General features: G+C 72.5%; 18 protein-coding genes and 1 pseudogene. 10 read left to right on the forward strand and 9 right to left on the reverse strand.

The window, feature by feature from the left end; genetic code table 11:
* Positions 1-18: 18 nt before the first annotated feature.
* A complete protein-coding gene (gene mtrA, locus QSK26_RS02260; protein ID WP_204021975.1) occupies positions 19-696 on the reverse strand; it encodes an MtrAB system response regulator MtrA in 678 nt (225 codons plus the stop codon).
* A 308-nt stretch (positions 697-1,004) separates the two neighbouring features.
* Here mtrA and QSK26_RS02265 point away from each other — a divergent pair, with 308 nt between their 5' ends.
* From QSK26_RS02265 to QSK26_RS02285, 5 genes are read left to right on the forward strand one after another with little or no spacing between them, the layout of a single operon-like run.
* Positions 1,005-2,339, forward strand: coding sequence for a proline-rich domain-containing protein (locus tag QSK26_RS02265; protein WP_285773228.1), 1,335 nt, complete (start codon positions 1,005-1,007; stop codon positions 2,337-2,339).
* Positions 2,336-2,971 (forward strand): DUF4129 domain-containing protein, encoded by a 636-nt coding sequence (locus QSK26_RS02270; RefSeq protein WP_285773229.1) that lies wholly within the window; start codon positions 2,336-2,338, stop codon positions 2,969-2,971. The genes QSK26_RS02265 and QSK26_RS02270 overlap by 4 nt, the downstream gene beginning before the upstream one ends.
* Positions 2,968-4,338 (forward strand): DUF4350 domain-containing protein, encoded by a 1,371-nt coding sequence (locus QSK26_RS02275; protein ID WP_285773230.1) that lies wholly within the window; start codon positions 2,968-2,970, stop codon positions 4,336-4,338. Before QSK26_RS02270 ends, QSK26_RS02275 begins: the two co-directional genes overlap by 4 nt.
* The gene (locus QSK26_RS02280; RefSeq protein ID WP_285773231.1) at positions 4,335-5,300 is read left to right on the forward strand and encodes an AAA family ATPase; all 966 of its coding nucleotides are present in this window, start codon (positions 4,335-4,337) and stop codon (positions 5,298-5,300) included. Before QSK26_RS02275 ends, QSK26_RS02280 begins: the two co-directional genes overlap by 4 nt.
* 22 nt (positions 5,301-5,322) lie before the next feature.
* Positions 5,323-6,690 (forward strand): DUF58 domain-containing protein, encoded by a 1,368-nt coding sequence (locus tag QSK26_RS02285; protein WP_285773232.1) that lies wholly within the window; start codon positions 5,323-5,325, stop codon positions 6,688-6,690.
* Position 6,691: 1 nt separating this feature from the next.
* Here QSK26_RS02285 and QSK26_RS02290 read toward each other — a convergent pair whose 3' ends face one another.
* A complete protein-coding gene (locus QSK26_RS02290; RefSeq protein WP_285773233.1) occupies positions 6,692-7,687 on the reverse strand; it encodes a stage II sporulation protein M in 996 nt (331 codons plus the stop codon).
* A gap of 115 nt (positions 7,688-7,802) precedes the next feature.
* Here QSK26_RS02290 and QSK26_RS02295 point away from each other — a divergent pair, with 115 nt between their 5' ends.
* Positions 7,803-8,801 carry an RDD family protein gene (locus QSK26_RS02295; protein WP_285773234.1) on the forward strand — a complete coding sequence of 333 codons (999 nt, stop codon included), beginning with the start codon at positions 7,803-7,805 and terminating at the stop codon, positions 8,799-8,801.
* Positions 8,802-9,095: 294 nt separating this feature from the next.
* Here QSK26_RS02295 and QSK26_RS02300 read toward each other — a convergent pair whose 3' ends face one another.
* A complete protein-coding gene (locus QSK26_RS02300) occupies positions 9,096-10,442 on the reverse strand; it encodes an LVIVD repeat-containing protein (RefSeq protein ID WP_285773528.1) in 1,347 nt (448 codons plus the stop codon).
* A gap of 245 nt (positions 10,443-10,687) precedes the next feature.
* Here QSK26_RS02300 and QSK26_RS02305 point away from each other — a divergent pair, with 245 nt between their 5' ends.
* Positions 10,688-11,305 (forward strand): DUF305 domain-containing protein, encoded by a 618-nt coding sequence (locus QSK26_RS02305; protein WP_285773235.1) that lies wholly within the window; start codon positions 10,688-10,690, stop codon positions 11,303-11,305.
* A gap of 51 nt (positions 11,306-11,356) precedes the next feature.
* Here the strand turns inward: QSK26_RS02305 and QSK26_RS02310 are convergent, their stop codons facing one another.
* From QSK26_RS02310 to QSK26_RS02320, 3 genes are all read right to left on the reverse strand, one after another.
* A complete protein-coding gene (locus QSK26_RS02310) occupies positions 11,357-12,310 on the reverse strand; it encodes a hypothetical protein (protein WP_285773236.1) in 954 nt (317 codons plus the stop codon).
* The gene (locus tag QSK26_RS02315) at positions 12,307-12,855 is read right to left on the reverse strand and encodes an RNA polymerase sigma factor (protein ID WP_285773237.1); all 549 of its coding nucleotides are present in this window, start codon (positions 12,853-12,855) and stop codon (positions 12,307-12,309) included. The genes QSK26_RS02310 and QSK26_RS02315 overlap by 4 nt, the downstream gene beginning before the upstream one ends.
* Positions 12,856-12,977: 122 nt before the next feature.
* Positions 12,978-13,943, reverse strand: a complete 966-nt coding sequence (locus QSK26_RS02320; protein ID WP_285773238.1) for an aldo/keto reductase — start codon at positions 13,941-13,943, stop codon at positions 12,978-12,980.
* An 82-nt stretch (positions 13,944-14,025) separates the two neighbouring features.
* Here QSK26_RS02320 and QSK26_RS02325 point away from each other — a divergent pair, with 82 nt between their 5' ends.
* The 3 genes from QSK26_RS02325 to QSK26_RS02335 are packed head-to-tail and all read left to right on the forward strand — an operon-like array spanning position 14,026 to position 15,754.
* On the forward strand, positions 14,026-14,589 hold the full coding sequence (locus tag QSK26_RS02325; RefSeq protein ID WP_285773239.1) for a TetR/AcrR family transcriptional regulator: 564 nt from the start codon (positions 14,026-14,028) through the stop codon (positions 14,587-14,589).
* A gap of 53 nt (positions 14,590-14,642) precedes the next feature.
* Positions 14,643-15,206 (forward strand): MarR family winged helix-turn-helix transcriptional regulator, encoded by a 564-nt coding sequence (locus QSK26_RS02330; RefSeq protein ID WP_285773240.1) that lies wholly within the window; start codon positions 14,643-14,645, stop codon positions 15,204-15,206.
* A 41-nt stretch (positions 15,207-15,247) separates the two neighbouring features.
* Positions 15,248-15,754, forward strand: a complete 507-nt coding sequence (locus QSK26_RS02335) for a DinB family protein (protein WP_285773241.1) — start codon at positions 15,248-15,250, stop codon at positions 15,752-15,754.
* 2 nt (positions 15,755-15,756) lie between these two features.
* On the opposite strand, the pseudogene QSK26_RS02340 reads toward QSK26_RS02335, so the two are convergent.
* From QSK26_RS02340 to QSK26_RS02350, 3 genes and pseudogenes are all read right to left on the reverse strand, one after another.
* Positions 15,757-15,918: pseudogene (locus tag QSK26_RS02340) on the reverse strand (XRE family transcriptional regulator); the annotation flags it as partial.
* A 67-nt stretch (positions 15,919-15,985) separates the two neighbouring features.
* Positions 15,986-16,186 carry a DUF397 domain-containing protein gene (locus QSK26_RS02345; protein WP_285773242.1) on the reverse strand — a complete coding sequence of 67 codons (201 nt, stop codon included), beginning with the start codon at positions 16,184-16,186 and terminating at the stop codon, positions 15,986-15,988.
* A 435-nt stretch (positions 16,187-16,621) separates the two neighbouring features.
* On the reverse strand, positions 16,622-17,965 hold the full coding sequence (locus tag QSK26_RS02350) for an FAD-binding oxidoreductase (RefSeq protein WP_285773243.1): 1,344 nt from the start codon (positions 17,963-17,965) through the stop codon (positions 16,622-16,624).
* Between the last annotated feature and the right edge of the window lie 68 nt (positions 17,966-18,033).

Genomic DNA, 18,033 nt, shown 5'->3' on the forward strand with positions numbered 1-18,033 from the left:
TCCGGGGGGAGGCGGCGGTCAGGCCGGTCCGGCCTTGTAGCCCACGCCGCGCACGGTCACCACGATCTCCGGATGCTCGGGATCCTTCTCGATCTTGGCCCTGAGACGCTGGACGTGCACGTTGACCAGCCGGGTGTCGGCCGCGTGCCGGTAGCCCCAGACCTGCTCCAGCAGGACCTCGCGGGTGAACACCTGGCGCGGCTTGCGGGCGAGCGCGACCAGCAGGTCGAACTCCAGCGGCGTGAGGTTGATCGTCTCCTCGCCGCGCTTGACCGAGTGCCCGGCGACGTCGATGGTGATGTCGCCGATCTGCAGGATCTCGGGGGTCGGCTCATCCGTACGGCGCAGCCGCGCCCGCACCCGCGCGACCAGTTCCTTGGGCTTGAACGGCTTGACGATGTAGTCGTCGGCGCCCGACTCCAGGCCGAGCACGATGTCGATCGTGTCGCTCTTGGCGGTCAGCATGACGATCGGCACCCCGGACTCCGCCCGGATGCGGCGGCACACGTCGATGCCGTCGGCACCGGGCAGCATCAGGTCGAGCAGGACCAGGTCCGGCCGGGTGTCACGGAAGGCGTCGAGCGCTTTGTCGCCGTCTGAGACGAAGGACGGTTCGAACCCCTCACCCCGCAAGACGATGCCGAGCATCTCGGCGAGAGCGGCGTCGTCGTCGACGACCAGCACGCGTCCTTTCATGGCCCCTCATTCGTTACTACGCAGTCTGGGAGATACTGGGCGAACCCCGCACAATCGACGAAGAGTACCCTTGTCCAGCGGTTCAGCGGTACAAGGTCGAACAGCCATACCACCGGCAGCCGAATTTTAGGCGCACACGCCGCGAACATGCCTGGTTCCTCACCGATCGCCGCGACCGCCCAGCCGTACGCCTGATCCGGTCCCGCCGTCTTCCAGTCTGCGGTAAACAACGCTGTTTCGGCCATCCCTCCGTGCACAGCCACCGGGCGATCACGCCAAGTGGCCCGTCACCGTGCCAGGATTGGGATATGTCAGACGGCCACGGCACCACGCCAGATCCCCCGCCCGGCTGGTCGGCCGAGCAGCCGCCTCCTTACAACAGCCCCGCCTCGCCGTGGGCCGTGCCCGGCGGTCCCCCCACGTCCGACGTCCCACCCGGCGCCCCCCACGGGCAGCCCGGCCCGCCGCACGGCCGGCCTCCCCACGGCCCGCCGCAGCACGGACAGCCGCAGTACGGCCCGCCGCAGCACGGACAGCCCGGATACGGGCAGCAGCCCTACGGGCAGCCGGGGTACGGCCAGCCCGCCTACGGGCAGCCTCCCCACGGCTACCGCCCGCCGCCCGCGCTGCGGCCCGGGATCATCCCGCTGCGGCCGCTCGGGCTGGGCGACATCCTCGACGGCACGATCAAGCTGGTCCGGTCCAACCCCAAGGCCACCCTGGGACTCAGCGCCATCGCCGCGGCGATCGGCACGATCCCGGTCATCGTGGGGCAGGTGGTGCTGGTCGACGACATCATCTCCGCGCCACCGGACGAGTTCCCGGCCGGCGCTCTCCTCGGGTCCACCACCGGCACGCTGATCTCGCTCCTCGTCCAGTTCGTCGCGGTCACCCTGCTCAGCGGCATCATCACCCGGATACTCGGGCGGGCGGTCTTCGGCGGCCGGATCACGGCGGGCGAGGCGTGGCGGCTCACGGTGTCCAGGCTGCCCGCGCTGTTCGGGGTGGTGGTGCTCACCGGGCTCATCGTGCTGGCGCCGCTGGTCGTGCTGGTCCTGGTGGTCGTCGGGGCCGTGTCGGCCGGCGCGGGGCCGGGCACGGTCCTCCTGCTGACGCTGTTCTTCCTGCTCCTCTTCATCGTCTACGCCCTCGTCTTCACCACGTTCTTCGCGCTGTCCGCGCCCGCCGTGGTGCTGGAGCGGCGCGGCGTGATCGACGCCATGCGCCGGTCCTGGCGACTGGTGAAGGGCGACTTCTGGCGGGTGCTGGGCATCCTGGTGCTCACCCAGTTGCTGGTCGGGCTCATCGGCTCGGTGTTCACCGTGCCCTTCAGCCTCGTGGGCGCCGTCGTGCTCGGCACCGGCCAGGCGAGCACGGGTTCGATCATCGTCTACTCGCTGCTGACCGCCGTCGGCTCGGTGCTCGCCGCGATGATCACCTATCCGGTGCAGGCTGGGGTCAACGGCCTGCTCTACGCCGACCGGCGGATGCGGGCCGAGGCGTTCGACCTGGTGTTGCAGACCGCCGCGATCGAGCAGCAGCGTCAGGGCTGGGTGCACGCCTCCGCCGACGACCTGTGGCATCCCGGTTACGCCGCCGCCCGCTCGGACGACCCTCAGCAGCGGCCCTACGGCTCGCCGTGAGCCCGATCGACATAGGGCGCGGCGAGGCGCAGAGCCGCGCCGCGCACGAGCTCTTCACCGGGGGTTACGCGCAGGAGCCGTTGCCCGACCGGATCCTGCGGATCATCCAGCAGTTCCTCGGCGACCTGCTGGAGGGGCGGAGCGGCGGGCTGAGCGGCGGCATGGGCGCGCTGATCGTGATCCTCGTGGTCGTGGCGCTGGCCGGGCTGCTGCTGTGGCAGGCCAAGAGGGCCACCCGCGGCGGCGGGGCGGCGGCCGGGGGCCTGTTCGGCGACCGCCCGCTCAGCGCCGCCGAGCACCGCGCCGAGTCCGTGCGGCTGGCCGGCGAGGGCCTCTTCGCGCGGGCCGTGCGCGAGCGGCTGCGGGCGATCGCCCGTGACCTGGAGGAGCGGGCGATCGTCGAGCCGCAGCCCGGCCGTACGGCGGGCGAGCTGGCCGCGGAAGCGGGCCGCGCGCTGCCCGCCTTCGCCGCCGACCTGTCCCGCGCCGCCCGCGTCTTCGACGACGTCACCTACGGCGAGGTGCCCGCCACCTCGCAGGCGTACGAGACGCTCCGCGACCTCGACGACCGCCTCCGCGCCGCCAGACCCGCCCTCGCCACCCGGCCCGGCGGCACGGGGGCGGCCGGATGAGCGGGACGGGCCCCGTGCCCGGGGACGGCCGGACGGACGAGGGACCCGCGAGCGGTGACACGCCGCCGGCCTCCCCCGGCACCGCGCTCGCCTCCCCTTCCCCCGACGCCCCGGCCCCGCACGCCGACGCCCCGGCCCCGGGCCCGGCCCCGGCCCCGGGCTCGGCCCCGGCCCCGGCCCCGGGCTCGGGCTCGGCCCCGGACCCCGCGCAGGCCGGCACCTCCGTCTCGCCGACGGCGCGCGGCATCTGGCGCGGCTGGCGGGCGGCGCTGGTGGTGGCGGCGATCGTGGTGGCCGCCGCCCTGGTCGGCGCGCTGCTGACCGGCGGAGACCAGGGCAGGAGCCTCGACCCCGCGGACAGCACGCTGACCGGTTCCAGGGCGCTCGCCGAGCTGCTGCGCGACGCGGGCGTCCGGGTCGAGCGGGTGACCGACCCGGCCGCCGCCGGCGCGCTGGCCTCGGACGACTCCCTGCTGCTGGTCACCGGCTCCGTCCCGCTCGACTCCGAGGAGCTGCGACAGCTGGAGCAGCTGCCCGGCGACCGGCTACTCGTGGGCTTCGACGCCTCCTGGGCCTGGGGCGACCTGGCCCCGGGCGTGCGCGTCGAGGAGCAGGCGCGCCCCCGCTCCCGCGAGCCGGACTGCCCGCTCCCCGCCGCCGCCAAGGCGGGCAGCGCGTACATCGGCGGGTCCTCGTTCGCGGCCCCGGCGGGCGCGGCCCGCTGCTACCTCGCGGACGACGCGCCCACCCTGGTCTCCTACCGGCAGGGCGGGCGCACGATCACCGTGACCGGCAGCGGCGAGTTCATGACGAACATGCGGCTCGCCGAGGACGGCAACGCCGCGCTGGCGATGAACCTCGCCGGCGCGCGGCCCACGCTGATCTGGCTGGTCGCGCCCGACGTGCCGGAGGAGTCGCCGGCGACGGCCGGGCCGCAGGGCAGGTCGCTGGAGGAGCTGATCCCGGCCGGGGTCACCTGGGCGCTGGTGCAACTGGCCGTCGCGGTCGTGGTGGTCGCGCTGTGGCGCGGGCGCAGGCTCGGCCCGGTGGTCGCCGAGCGGCTGCCCGTCGTGGTGCGCGCCGCCGAGACCGTCGAGGGCCGCGGCCGGCTCTACCGGGCCAGGCGGGCCCGCGGCCAGGCCGCCGCGGCGCTGCGCGCGGCCGTGCTGAACCGGCTCATCCCGCGGCTCGGCCTGCCGGTGGACGCCGGGCGGGACGCCGTCATCTCCGCGGTCGCCGCGCGAACCGGGCAGGATGCCCATGGCGTGGCGGCGCTGCTGTACGGCCCGCCGCCCGCGGACGATCCCGGGCTCGTCGCCCTGGCCGCTTACCTGGACACGTTGGAGAGGCAGGTTAAAGACTCGTGAGCACACCGGACCTGGGTGCCGAACAGGCGTTTTCGGCCCTGGGCGCGCTTCGTTCAGAGGTGGCCAAGGCCGTGGTCGGCCAGGACGCGGTGGTCACCGGAATGGTGATCGCCCTGTTGTGCCGGGGGCACGTGCTGCTCGAAGGCGTGCCGGGGGTGGCCAAGACGCTGCTCGTGCGAACCCTTTCCGCCGCGTTGTCGCTGGACTTCAAGCGGGTGCAGTTCACCCCCGACCTGATGCCGGGCGACGTGACCGGTTCGCTGATCTACGACGCGAGGACGACGGAGTTCGAGTTCCGCGAGGGGCCGGTGTTCACCAACCTGCTGCTCGCCGACGAGATCAACCGCACCCCGCCCAAGACGCAGGCGGCGCTGCTGGAGGCGATGGAGGAGCGGCAGGTCAGCATCGAGGGCACGGCACGTAAGCTGCCCGACCCCTTCGTCGTGGCCGCCACCCAGAACCCGATCGAGTACGAGGGGACCTACCAGCTCCCCGAGGCCCAGCTCGACCGCTTCCTGCTCAAGCTGACCGTGCCGCTGCCGCCGCGCGACCAGGAGATCGCCGTGCTGGAACGGCACGCCCAGGGGTTCGACCCGCGCGACCTGTCGCACGTCAAGCCGGTGGCCACGGCCGCCGACCTGGCCGCGGGCCGGGCCGCGACGGCGCGGGTGCACGTGGGCCCCGAGGTGCTCGGCTACGTCGTCGACCTGGCCAGGGCCACCCGCCAGTCGCCCTCGTTGCAGATCGGCGTCTCACCGCGCGGCGGCACGGCGCTGCTCGCCGCCGCCCGCGCGTGGGCGTGGCTGTCCGGCCGCGGCTACGTCACCCCCGACGACGTCAAGGCGCTGGCCAGGCCCGCGCTGCGGCACCGGGTGCAACTGCGTCCCGAGGCCGAGCTGGAGGGGGCGACCGCGGACGGCGTGCTCGACGGCATCCTCGCCTCCGTCCCGGTCCCCCGTTGATCCGCGTGCTGGAGGTCGTGTCGTGGCGTTGACGGGACGGGCGGGGCTGCTCGCGGCGCTGGGGGCCGTGGTGGTGCTGGTCGCGCCCAGGCCGGACCTCGCGTTCGGGGGCGTCTGCCTGCTGCTCGTCGCCCTGGTGCTGGCCGATCTGGCGCTGGCCGGCGGGGTGCGCCCGCTGCGGCTGCGCAGAAGCGGGGACGTGGCCGTGCGGCTGGGGCAGTCGGCGCGGGTCGAGCTGATCGTGGAGAACCCCGGTCCGCGCCGGGTGCGCGGCGTGCTGCGCGACGCGTGGCCGCCCTCGGCGGGCGCGTCCCCCCGGCACCTGGCGCTGGACGTCCCGGCGGGCGAGCGGCGCCGCCTGGTCACGACGCTGACCCCGACCCGGCGCGGCGACCGCGAGGCGGTGACCGTGACGGTCCGCGCGCTGGGCCCGTTCGGGCTGGCCGCCCGGCAGGGCACGCACGCGGTGCCGTGGTCGGTGCGCGTGCTGCCGCCCTTCCTCAGCCGCAAGCATCTGCCCTCCAGGCTGGCCAGGCTCAGGGAGCTGGAGGGCCGCCACCCCGCCCTGGTGCGCGGGCAGGGCACCGAGTTCGACTCCCTGCGCGAGTACGTGGTCGGCGACGACGTGCGGTCCATCGACTGGCGGGCCACCGCGCGCCGGCGCGACGTGGTGGTGCGCACCTGGCGGCCCGAGCGGGACCGCCGGGTGCTCATCGTGCTGGACACCGGCCGCACCTCGGCGGGCCGGGTGGGCGCGGCGCCGATCCCGCAGGCCGGGCAGGCCGCGGGCACGCCCGCCGATCCCGCGACGGGTGGGACGCCGCCCGGCTGGCCCCGGCTCGACTGGTCGATGGACGCCGCCCTGCTGCTCGGCGCGCTCGCCGCCCGGGCCGGCGACCGGGTCGACTTCCTGGCCTACGACCGGGAGGTGCGGGCCTGGGTGTCCGGCGCCGGCCGTACGGAGCTGCTCTCGGTGCTGGTGAACGTGATGGCGCCGATCGAGGCGGAGCTGATCGAGGCCGACTCGGCCGGGATGGTCGCGGCGGTGCTCGCCCGGGCGAAGCGGCGCTGCCTGGTCGTCGTGCTCACCGACCTCAACTCCGCCTCCCTGGAGGAGGGGCTGCTGCCGCTGCTCCCCCAGCTCTCCTCCCGGCACCTGGTGCTGCTCGCCGCCGTCTCCGACCCGCAGGTCGCCGCCATGGCCCGGGGCAGGGGCACGCCGGAGCGGGTCTACGACGCGGCGGCGGCCGAACGGCTGGCCGCGGACCGGCGGGCCATCACCGCCCGGCTGCGCCGCAACGGCGTCGAGGTCGTGGACGCGCTGCCCGACGACATCGCCCCGGCCCTGGCCGACGCCTACCTCGCCCTCAAGGCCGCCGGGCGACTGTGAGTCAGCCGGTCGAGGGGGCGACGTCCGGCGCGCGTTCGAGGTCGCCGCTCTCGCCCCTGGACACCGCCCTGCGGCCCAGCACCACCACGTAGCCGAGGAAGAGCACCTCGGCCAGCACTCCGATGCCGATCCGCGCCCACGTGGGCAGGCCGGACGGGGTCACCAGGGCCTCGATGAGACCGCAGACCAGCAGGACCACGATCAGGCCGAGCGCCACGCTCATCACCGCCCGGCCCTGCTCGGCCAGCGCCTCGCCGCGGCGGCGCGGGCCGGGGTCGATCGCGGTCCAGCCGAGACGCATGCCGACCGCGGCGGCGAGGAACACCGCCGTCAGCTCCAGCAGGCCGTGCGGGGTGATCAGGCCGAAGAAGACGTCCAGCTTGTCGCGCGACCCCATCAGGCCCGCGGTGATCCCGACGTTCGCCGCGTTCTGCCACAGGATGTAGGGGATCGGCAGGCCGAGGAAGATCGAGAACACGATCGCCTGCATGGACACCCACACGTTGTTGAGCCAGACCCGGCTCGCGAAGGAGCCGGCCGGGTCGGCGGAGTAGTAGTCGGCGAAGTCGTGCTCGACGAGCTGCTTGATCTCCGCCGGGGTGGCGATCGTGGCCTGCACGTCCGGATTGCGCGCCACCCAGAACGCCAGCACGGTGGACACCACGAGGAAGGCGGCGGTGGTGCCGAGCCACCACCAGCGCGCCCGGTAGGCCACCACCGGGAACGAAACGGTGAAGAACCTGACGAACTCCCGCCAGGCGGGCGTGTGCGCCCCGGTCACGGCGGAACGCGCCCGCGCGACGAGCACCGACAGCCGTCCGACCAGGGGCCCGTCGGCCGACCCCGAGCGCACGATGGACAGGTGGGTGGCGACCCGCTGGTAGAGGTCGACCAGTTCGTCGGCCTCCTCCCCGGTCAGCGACCTCTTACGGCGCACCAGCTCCTCCAGCCGGTCCCAGTCCGGCCGGTGCGCGGTGACGAATGCGTCGATGTCCACGCCCTGACCCTATTGCGTTCCCGGGCGGGGGCGTGGACCTCGGGGGAGGCGGGACGTGCGGCAGAATGGGCGGCGCGGGCGGCTATGCGCAGACCGAGTGGGGCGGAGCAGACGAGTGTCCGATGTGGTGACCGGCGAGGCCGTCGTCGTCGAGGTGCGTGTGGCGCAGGTGCCGAGCCGGGCCGTCGCCCAGCTCATCGACGTGGCCGTGCAGTTGGTGTTCCTGATCGCCGCGTTCGTGGTGGTCGGCCGGTTCGCGAGCATCGCCGACAGCGCGCTGGCGATCGCGGTGTCGATCCTGTTCACGGTGCTGGTGCTGGTCGGCTACCCGGTGATCTTCGAAACGCTGACCCGTGGCCGCACCCTCGGGAAGATGGCGCTGGGCCTGCGGGTGGTGAGCGACGACGGCGGCCCCGAGCGGTTCCGCCAGGCGCTCTTCCGCGGGCTGGCCGGGTTCCCGGAGATCTGGATGCTCACCGGGGCGCCCGCGTTGATCACCTCGCTCATCTCGGAGAAGGGCAAACGGCTCGGCGACCTGTTCGCGGGCACCATCGTCATCTCCGAGCGCGCTCCCCGGCTGGGCCGGGCGCCGGTGGAGATGCCGCCGCAGCTCGCCGGGTGGGCGTCCCGGCTGGAGCTGTCCCGGCTGCCGGCCGAGGTCGCCGACACCGCGCGGCAGTACCTGCTGCGCTGGCACGACCTCGCACCCGCCGTGCGGCACGAGATGGGCGTGCGCATCGCCACCCAGATGGCCTCGTACGTCTCGCCGCCGCCGCCCGCCCAGGTCCCGCCGCACGCCTACCTGTCCGCCGTCCTCGCCGAACGCCGCCACCGCGAAGAAGCCCGCCTGGCCCGCCGCCCCACCCCGCACCCCACACCCTCGTACGGCACGGGCGCGTACGGCAATGCCGCGCAGGCGCCCGCGTACGGCCTGGGATCCCGACCGGCTCCCTACGGCGCCCCGCCCGCCCCCACGCCGCCGCAGCCCTCCCCCTACGGCCCGCCCGCGCAGGCCGGGCCGCCTTCGGCCGGTGGTCGGGGCCCGGCGGCTTCCTCGCCCGCCGCGGCGCCCGAGCAGGGGCCGACTCCGGGCGGATTCGTCCCGCCCGCCTGAGAAATCACGGCCGGGGACGCATGGTGTCCCCGAAGTGGGGCAGGTGTGGTCGGCGCGGGCGATGGGACATTGCTCGCCTGGGGGAGCGGGGCGGTTCGCGCCGGTGGGAGAGGCCGGTGCGGGCCGCCCCAATCATGTCCGCACGAACTCCACCGCCGCCGCAGGCGGACCTCGGCCCGGCACCGGTGTGCCGGTGAGCCTCGCCCGGACGTGAAACGGCGGCGGGTCCGGGGGGACCCGCCGCCGTCCGGTCACCGATCGATCAGCGATCCGTCACCTGTGCGTTCAGCCCGATCAGTCGCGGTCGTGACCGTGGCCGCGGCCACGCTCGGCGTACGACTCCTGGGTCTGGACGTTCAGCAGGTCGTCCTTCACACCGTTGGCCGGGTTCGTCAGCCTGTCGTTGATCTTCAGGACGTCGAGGCCGTAGTTGAAGTCAGAACCGTAGATGTAGCCGTTGTAGTAGTAGGCAGACCAGAAACCGCCGGAGAGGTTGGCCGCCGCGTACGGGCCACGCTCGAAGTAGCCGATCTCCCGCGGGCGCGTGGAGTCGGTGAAGTCCCACACCGAGATGCCACCCTGGTACCACGCCTGCACCATGATGTCCTTGCCCTTGACCGGGATCAGGGAGCCGTTGTGCGCGACGCAGTTCTCGGTGTCGGCCTGGAAGCGGTCGATCTTGAAGTAGCTCTTGAAGACGAGCTCACGCCGCTTGACGTCGAAGATCGCGTCAGCGCCGCGGTTCGGGCCGGTCGCCTCGTTGCAGGTCGCCGCGCCGCCGCCACCGAGTTCGTCGGTGAAGATGACCTTGTCACCCTCGTTGTTGAAGGTGGCGGAGTGCCAGAAGGCGAAGTTCGCGTCCTGGACCCGGTCGATCTCCTTCGGGTTCTCCCGGTCGCGGATGTCGAACAGCACACCGTCGCCCATGCAGGCGCCGGCCGCGAGGTCCTTCTCGGCGTACACGGTGATGTCGTGGCAACCGGTCGTACGGCTGGCGCCGGGGACCGGGGTCTCGTTACCGCCGTCCGGGAACAGCACCGGGGTGGACACGACCGCGGCGGCCGTCGGGTTCTTCAGCGGAACCTTGACGATCGAGATCTTGTCGTGCGGCGGCTGGCAGTCCGGGAAGCTGGCCGACGGCGAGTACGACGAAGCGTACAGGTAGACCGACTTCTTGTCCTTGGCCGGCACCAGCGTGTGGGTGTGCGAACCACAGTCGGTCTCGACCGACTTGATGTAGACCGGGTTCGCCTTGTCGCTGATGTCGAAGATCCGGATGCCTTCCCAGGACGTCTCCACGGCAGCGCTCTGGCCCACGCTGTTGCAGGAGTCGTCGTTGCGGGACGAGTCGACCGACCCGAACAGCAGGTTGCCATAGACGGACACGTCCATCTGCGAACCCGGGCAGACGACCGAGCTCACGACCCGGGGACGCTTGGGGTTCCGGATGTCGTAGATGGAGAAGCCGTTGTAATTGCCGACGTAGGCGTAGTTGTCCTGGAACGCCATGTCGGTGTTGATGTTGCCGGCAATGGGCTCCGGCTTCGGGACGTTCGCAACGTGAGAGATGTTGTTGCTCATCACGATCGTGTCGGGTGCGGGAATGTCAGCGGCCTGCGCGGGCATACCCGAGAGCACCATCGCCACAGCGGCGCCGGCCACGGCGAGGATACGACTCGCCCAGCCAGACCTGGAGGGGGTGGACACTCAGGACCTCCTTGCTCTTGCGCACATAAGGTGCGCATAAATGACATGAAGTCTTACCCCTGAACCCCGAATGATCTAGCTGGCAAACTGTCAAGAAAAGTGCCTATCTGACCCCTTTACAGTCCTCGCCGCCGGACGTTACCGTGCACCCTGCCACACCACACGTACAAGGAGGTCGGGTGCGCGCCGCACTTCTCTGCGTCACCGGAGCCACCCTGATCGCCTTGACCGGGTGCAGCGACACCCCGGCGCCGGCCGCGGCGCAGACCGCTCCGGTGATCGCCCCGGGCAGGCCCGGCGAGCAGGCCAGGACCCTCGGCCCCGAGGAGGCCGCCACCGCCGCCCCCGCCCAGGCCGCCAACGCCGCGGACATCCGGTTCATGCAGGACATGATCATCCATCACCGCCAGGCGCTGGACATGAGCGTGCTCGCCCCCTCCCGGGCGCAGTCCGAGCCGCTCAAGCGGCTGGCCGCGCGCATCCAGGACGTCCAGGGGCCCGAGATCACCATGATGAGCACCTGGCTCCAGCAGCAGAGCCAGCCGGTGCCCGAGCACCACGCCGCACACGGGAACATGCCGGGCATGGCGACCCCCGAGCAGATGGCGGCCCTCAAGGCGGCCTCCGGCACGGCCTTCGACGAGCTCTACATCCAGCTCATGACCGCCCACCACCAGGGCGCCATCAAGATGGCGGAAGAGGTCCTCAGGAAGGGCTCGCACATCCGGGTCCAGGAACTGGCCGAGGACATTTCGGTCAGCCAATCCGTGGAAATCGCCCGGATGCACGATCTGTAGCCCTATAAGCACATCACACGCCGATTGTCCGAATTGTGTGAATTGTGGGAGTCAGTCGGCGTAGAGCGGATTGTTGGGCAGGTGTTCCCGGGTGACCATGAGGCGCACCGTGCCCGCCTTCACCGCCTCGACGTCCCAGACGGTCCAGTCGTCGCCGACCTCGGCGGCGGTCAGCGGTTCCACGGTGTGCGAGTCGTTCTCCAGCGGCACCACGAGGGCGAAGAGGGCGGTCAGGTTCCGGTCCTGTACCTCGGCCAGGACGGTCCCGACCGGCACGCCCTGCACCTTGACCCCGGCGAGGTCCTCGCCCGTGGCGGCGGCCGACGCGGAGTTCTGGTAGGTCTCGCCCGGCCTGGCCTGCCGGCCGAGCTTGAGCCAGGCCGACCCGGTGAGATCGGCCGGCACCTCGACCGTGAGGAAGCAGCCCGGCTCTCGCAGCTCGCACCCCGCCGGCGTGGTCCCGGAGCCCAGCCCGCTCTCGCCACCGCTGCCCTTCATCCCTATCTGCACCAGGTGACCGGCCCCGCTCGGCGAGACGGGCACCACGAGCAGGTCGACGTCGAGCCCGACCGCCTCGAACGCCTGGGTGTACTTCGCGCTCTCGGCGAACGGATCCTTGATCCGGGCGACGTACCGATCGCCTTCGAGCCGGATCTCGACCGCCGAGTTGGCGTACGACGTCGCCACGCCGCGGCCGTCCGGCAGCAGGCTCGGACCGAGGACCACGGCGGCGGCGAGGAGGCCCACCGCGGCCACGGCCGGCCCGATCCGCCGCAGCCGACCGGCGCGGCGGGCGGGCCCGACAGCGGGAAAGGGCTCCGCGGCCGGAAAGGGCTCCACGGCAGGGTAGGGCTCCACGGCGGGGTAGGGGGCCGCGGCGGGGCCGGGCCTCTCGGCTGTGATCGAGGCCAGCAACGGCGGTGCCCCCGCGCCCGCCGGGCGGCCTCGCCCCGCTCCCGGCTCGACCCGGGCCAGCGCCCTCACCATCGCTTCGACGTCCTTCACAGCGACCTCCCAACGGGAAACAATCTGTTCTCTGCGGTGTGCCTGACACCCGCCCTGGTGAGCGCGCCGGAGAACCGCCGGCGCGCGCGGTGGAGCCGGATCCGCACGGCGTTGCGCGACAGGCCGAGCACCGCGGCGATCTCCTCGCGGTCGAGCTCCTCCCAGGCGACCAGCGCCAGCACCTCGCGGTCCTCCTCGGACAGCGTCCGGAACGCCTCGCCGATCACTCTCAGCTCCACCGTGCTCTCCGGATCCGCGCCGTAGAGGTCGGCCATCTCCGCGTCCAGCTCGGCGCTGCGCGCCTGACGGCGTACCTCGCCGCGCCGGTGGTTGGCCAGCACCCTGCGCGCCACGCCGTACAGCCAGGGCATCGCCTCCTCCCCCCGCGGCATCTCGTCCGTCCGCCGCCAGGCGACCGCGAACGTCTCCGCCACGACGTCGGCCGCGTCCTGTGGCGAGTCGCAGCGACGCGCGGCGTAGTCGGCGATCCGGCTGTACGTCTCGCGGTAGACGGCCTCGAACCCGGCGAGCCGTTCGTCATCCACGGGCTGCCCCCATGGCTGGTCTCCTTAGTCAGCGGGTGACACGGACACCAGGTCTATGTACGCGGCCGGGGCCATCATTTCCGGTCGATCACGACTATCTGCCCGTACGCCGCCACTCGGCCTCACTTCCGTGCGACCGCCCGGGAGACCTCCTCAAGGGCGCGGGTCTCCTTCTCCGTCAGGCGCAGGTGCATCGCCGCGGCGATCTCCTCGGCCTGGTGCGGCTTGGAGGCGCCCGGGATCGCGACCACGGTGTCACCGTAGAAGCCGATGACCCAGGCCAGCGCGACCTGAGTGGCGGAGACGCCGTGCGCCTTGCCGATCGCGCGCAGCTCGGCGACGAGCGGCGCGGTCCGGGCCATCGAGGCGGCGTCGTACCCGCCGAACCGCCTGCGCATCACCGGCAGCGCCTTCACCCGGGCCGGGTCCTCGTGGAACCTCCCGGTGAGCAGGCCGGTCTTGAGCGGGGAGTAGGCGATCAGCGTGACGTTCAGCCGGCGGGCGGCGTCGAGCACGCCGTCGCGCTCGATCTCGCGGTCGAGCAGGCTGACCCGGACCTGGTTGGCGGCGAGCGCGATCCCGTAGGAGGCGAGGATCCGGCTCGCCGCCTCCATCTGCCGGGCGGAGAAGTTGCTCACCCCGACCGACGTGATCTTCCCGGCCTGGCAGAGCCGGGCCATCGCGTGCACCTGGCTGGGGATGGAGGACAGGCTCCCCCAGGGCAGGTGGATCTGGTGCAGGTCGATCGGATAGCCCTGGAGCGAGGCGAGCCGCGCCTCGGCGGAACGCTCGATGTTCGACGCCGTACGGAGCAACGGCGCCCACTTCGTGGCGATCCGTACCTCGCCGGGGGCGATGCCGCTCCCGCGCAACGCCGTGGTGAGCGCCCGCTCCGAGGCGCCCCTGCCGTACATCTCGGCGGTGTCGAACCAGGAGACGCCGCCCTTGAGCGCCGCGTCCACCACCGTGTCGACGACGGGCTGGGCGACCGCGCTGTAGAACCTCGCCATCAGGCCCGGCCCGGAGAACTGCATGCAGCCCAGCCCGATGGGCGTGATCTCGATGTCCGTGGTCCCGAGTCTTCTCATCCGCTTCCCCACTTCTGAGACACTGATGTCTCATCACGATACATTGATGTCCAATGAAGAGACAGGCCCATATGCTGTTCCCATGGTGAGGCAGCCGGCACTGCACGATCGCATCGCCGCGGGCATCCTGGACGCGGCGGCGGCGGTGCTCGCCGAGCGCGGCGATTCGGCGAGCATGGCCGAGATCGCCGAGGCGGCCGGCGTCGCGCGGGCGACCCTGTACCGTTACTTCCCCAGCCGTGACGCCCTGATCCAGGGGCTGACCAGGGCGGCCTTCGACGAGGTGTGCGCCAGGATCGCCGACGCCGGGATCGACGACGTCCCGGTCCGGGAGGGTCTCGCCAGGCTCGTCCGGGGTTTCGTCACCGCGGGCGGGAAGTACGCCGCGCTGACCGAGATCGACAAGTCCCGGATGGAGGACGTCGAGGAGCTCGACCGCAGGCTCACCGAGCCGGTCCGCGAGCTGCTCCGCCGGGGTGTGGCCGACGGCACCCTCCGCGACGACCTGCCGGTGGACGTGCTGCTCGGGCTGCTCACCGGCCTGCTGAGAAACGTGCTGCACATGGTCGCCGGTCAGCGTCTCGGCGTCGAGCAGGGCAGCGCCGCGGTCATCACCGTGTTCCTGGAGGGCGCCCGCCGGCCGTGACATCCGGCCGCACAGAATATCTGTCTGCGGGCACGCGAAGTTATGATGAAACGGTGAGTACCACGCAGGACCCCCCTCAGGCGCCGGGCGACCCCTGCGCGGTGGACGGCGATCTTGGGTGGGCGCTCGGCATGGTCTTCCGTTCCTACCTCAAGGCCGCCAACCTGGCGATGACCGACCTTCCCGGCGGTCCCCGCGGCTACCAGGTCCTGACCACCGCCGTGCAGGGCGTGCCTTCGACGCAGCTCGCGCTCGCCCAGCAGCTCGGCGTCGACCGCACGGTCATGACCTACCTGCTGGACGACCTCGAACAGGCGGGCCTCATCGAGCGACGCCCCGACCCCACCGACCGGCGCGCCCGGCACATCATCGCCACCGAGCGGGGCCACGCCCGCCTCGACGAGTTGCAGCTACGGCTGCGCCACGTGGAGGACGAGGTGCTGGCCGCCCTGGAAGGCCCGGAGCGCGACGTCTTCCGCGACCTGATCCGGCGCATGGCCACCAACAGCGAGCCCTCCGGCGCCGAGCCCTGCACGGTCGTGCAGGACATCGCGCTCGCCGAGGCGAACACCTCGGCGAAGCCGCGCCGCGGCCGGCGCTCCCCCACGGGCGACTGACACCGCAGTCAGCCGTGACCACCCCGAAAGGCGTCCGCGACATGACCACCGATCGAGTTCCGCCACCGCTGGTCGCGGGCGAGCGGGAGACACTGCGCGCCTTCCTCGACTACCACCGGGCGACGCTCGCCATGAAGTGCGACGGGCTGTCCGACGACGACCTGCGCCGCCGGTCGATGCCGCCCTCGGCGCTCTCCCTGCTCGGCCTGGTACGCCACATGGCCGAGGTGGAGCGCACCTGGTTCCGCCGGGTGATCAACGCGGAGGACCTCCCGCTGGTGTGGTCGGACGAGGGCGACTACCAGGCGGCGTACGACGCGGGCGCGGCCACCCGGTCCGAGGCGTTCGACGCCTGGCAGGCGGAGGTCGAGCACGCGCGGCGGATCGAGCGGGAGGCGGAGTCCCTCGACGTCGTCGGCCACAACGCCAAGTGGCAGGCGGACGTGTCACTGCGGCTGGTGATGCTGCACCTGATCCACGAGTACGCCCGGCACAACGGCCACGCCGACTTCCTGCGCGAGGCGATCGACGGCACCGTCGGAGCCTGAGCCGCCAGCACCGCGACCTCCTCACGTCGCAGGCCGGGCGTGCGCCTGCGCCCGCCGCCGGGCATCCCCACATCCTGCGGGGAGAGCCGGGCCCGCCGCGTCCGCAGGAAGTCCCTGAGCTCTTCTCGCCGCCGCTGGGCGCCGGGGGAGTGAGAAGAAGGCATGGGTTCACCTAACCTTCGCCGCGGACGCCCCCTGGCAGGTGGCATCGATCAGCTCGGCGAGCGCCGGTCACCGGTCGAAGTCGCCGTTCTTGGCACCGGCGATGAAGGCCCGCCAGTCGCCGGGGTCGAAAAGGAGGGTGGCTCCGTCGGGGTTCTTGCTGTCACGGACCGCGACCACGCCGGCCAGGTTGGAGGCGACTTCCACACACTGGCCGCCGCTCGCACTGGAACGCGAGGACTTCCGCCATACGGCCGCGCTGAGGTCCATTTCCGCTTCACTTCCTCGATCATTCGATGGCATATGGGCACAGGATAGTCCCAGAGCCATCGCGTTTCATACCATTCCCGGAATATAACTCACGGCCGTCCGCTCTTACTCTGGGCCGAAAGGTCAATGCGCCCGGCCCCCCTTCCCGGCCCACCCTGCGGCCACGGTCCCCCCACCCGTCACCTTTCCGAACCCGCCCCTGACCTCGGCCTTCACCCCTCGGAAAGCCCGTAATGCGACCATCCGGATATCATCCGAGCGCCCGCCGAAATGAAAAAGGATAACGTTTTCCGGTCGCGGCGCGCACGGCCGTCAAGGCACCGCCAAACAGGTCCCATTTGCGACCGAAAGGACCTGGTGCGCCGCCCGTGGTCACCGGGCGGCGTAACAGCGCATGGCGACCTTCTCCCCGGAATCCCACATCCCCGCGCCGGGTCAGCGCGGCGGGATGTTGTGGTTGATCCGGAAGAGGTTGGCGGGGTCGAAACGGGTCTTGACGTCGGTGAGCCGGGCGAAGACGGCCGGGGGGTAGGCGGTGCGGACGTGGCCGGGGGTGGTGTCGTCGACGCCGAGGAAGTTGGCGAAGGTGCCGCCGGTGCTCCAGGGACGCATCTTGCCGTGCACCGTGTCGTGCGCCTGCCGGGCCTCCGCCAGGCGGGCGGGGTCGAGGAGGGAGCCGGAGAAGAGGGAGAAGGCCGCGTCGCGTCCGCCGACGGCGTTCGGCACGGCGGGCGGGCGCGCGTAGGCGCCGCCGAAGTGGCGCAGCTCGACCGCGAGCGCCGTCCCGGCCTGCGGCCCGGCCAGTGACAGCAGCGTGTCCACGACGGCGGCGTCCAGCCCGGCGAGCATCGTGACGCGGTCGTAGGCGGCGACGGGATCGGTGGGCTCGTGGTGGATGGAGCCGACCCGGGCGTACGGCATCTCGCCCGCCGTGTCGAGCAGCCGCGGGCCGATGTCGCGCAGCGGGCGGGTCAGCCGTTCGCCCTCCTCGACGGGACCACTGTGGGCGATCCGGACGTGCGTGACGAACCGCCCGCGCAGCGGTTCGGGGACGGCCGGGTCGTCCGGATAGTGGAGCAGCATCACCGAGGACGCCATCTCGTCCGGCACCGCCGCCGTCCACCCGGCGTAGGCGTGCAGCACGTCGGAGGCGGCCTCGCCGGGGAAGTACAGCCCTCCGCCGTAGAGGCGGGCCACCGGGAAGAGGCCGATCTCCATGGCGACCACCACGCCGAAGTTGCCCTTGCCGCCGCGCAGCGCCCAGAACAGGTCCGGCTCGGCGTCGGCCGACACGTGCCGCAGCCGCCCGTCGGCGGTCACGACCTCGAACCCGCGCACGTGGTCGGCCGCGAAGCCGTACCGGCGGCCGAGGAGTCCCGCTCCGCCGCCGAGCGTGTAGCCGACCGCGCCGACGTGCGGGCTCGACCCGTTCAGCGGCGCCAGCCCGTACGGCGTGGCCGCCTCCAGCACCCGCTGCCAGCGTGCCCCCGCCTCGACCCGGGCGGTCGCGGCCACCGGATCGACCAGCACCCCGGCCATCCGCCGCGTGTTGATCAGCACGGCCCCGGCGGACGGCAGGGCCGGCTGGTGCCCGGTCGCCAGCACCGCCACCGGCCTGCCCTGGGACGCGGCCAGGGCCACGGCCGCCTGGACGTCCCCCGCGCCGGTCGCCCCGACGGCGATCGCCGGCCGATGCTCCACGGCGTGGTTGAACCCTGCCCGTTCCGCGTCGTAACCGTCGTCCCCCGGCCGGAGAACCGGCCCCGTGAAGTCGTTCATCCGGCGGACGCTACCTGCGGCTCGGCGCCACGGTCTTGCACGAATCAGACGCCCGGCGGCACGGCGCC

The sequence above is a fragment of the Microtetraspora sp. NBRC 13810 genome, from assembly GCF_030268685.1.
Lineage (GTDB): Bacteria > Actinomycetota > Actinomycetes > Streptosporangiales > Streptosporangiaceae > BSRQ01.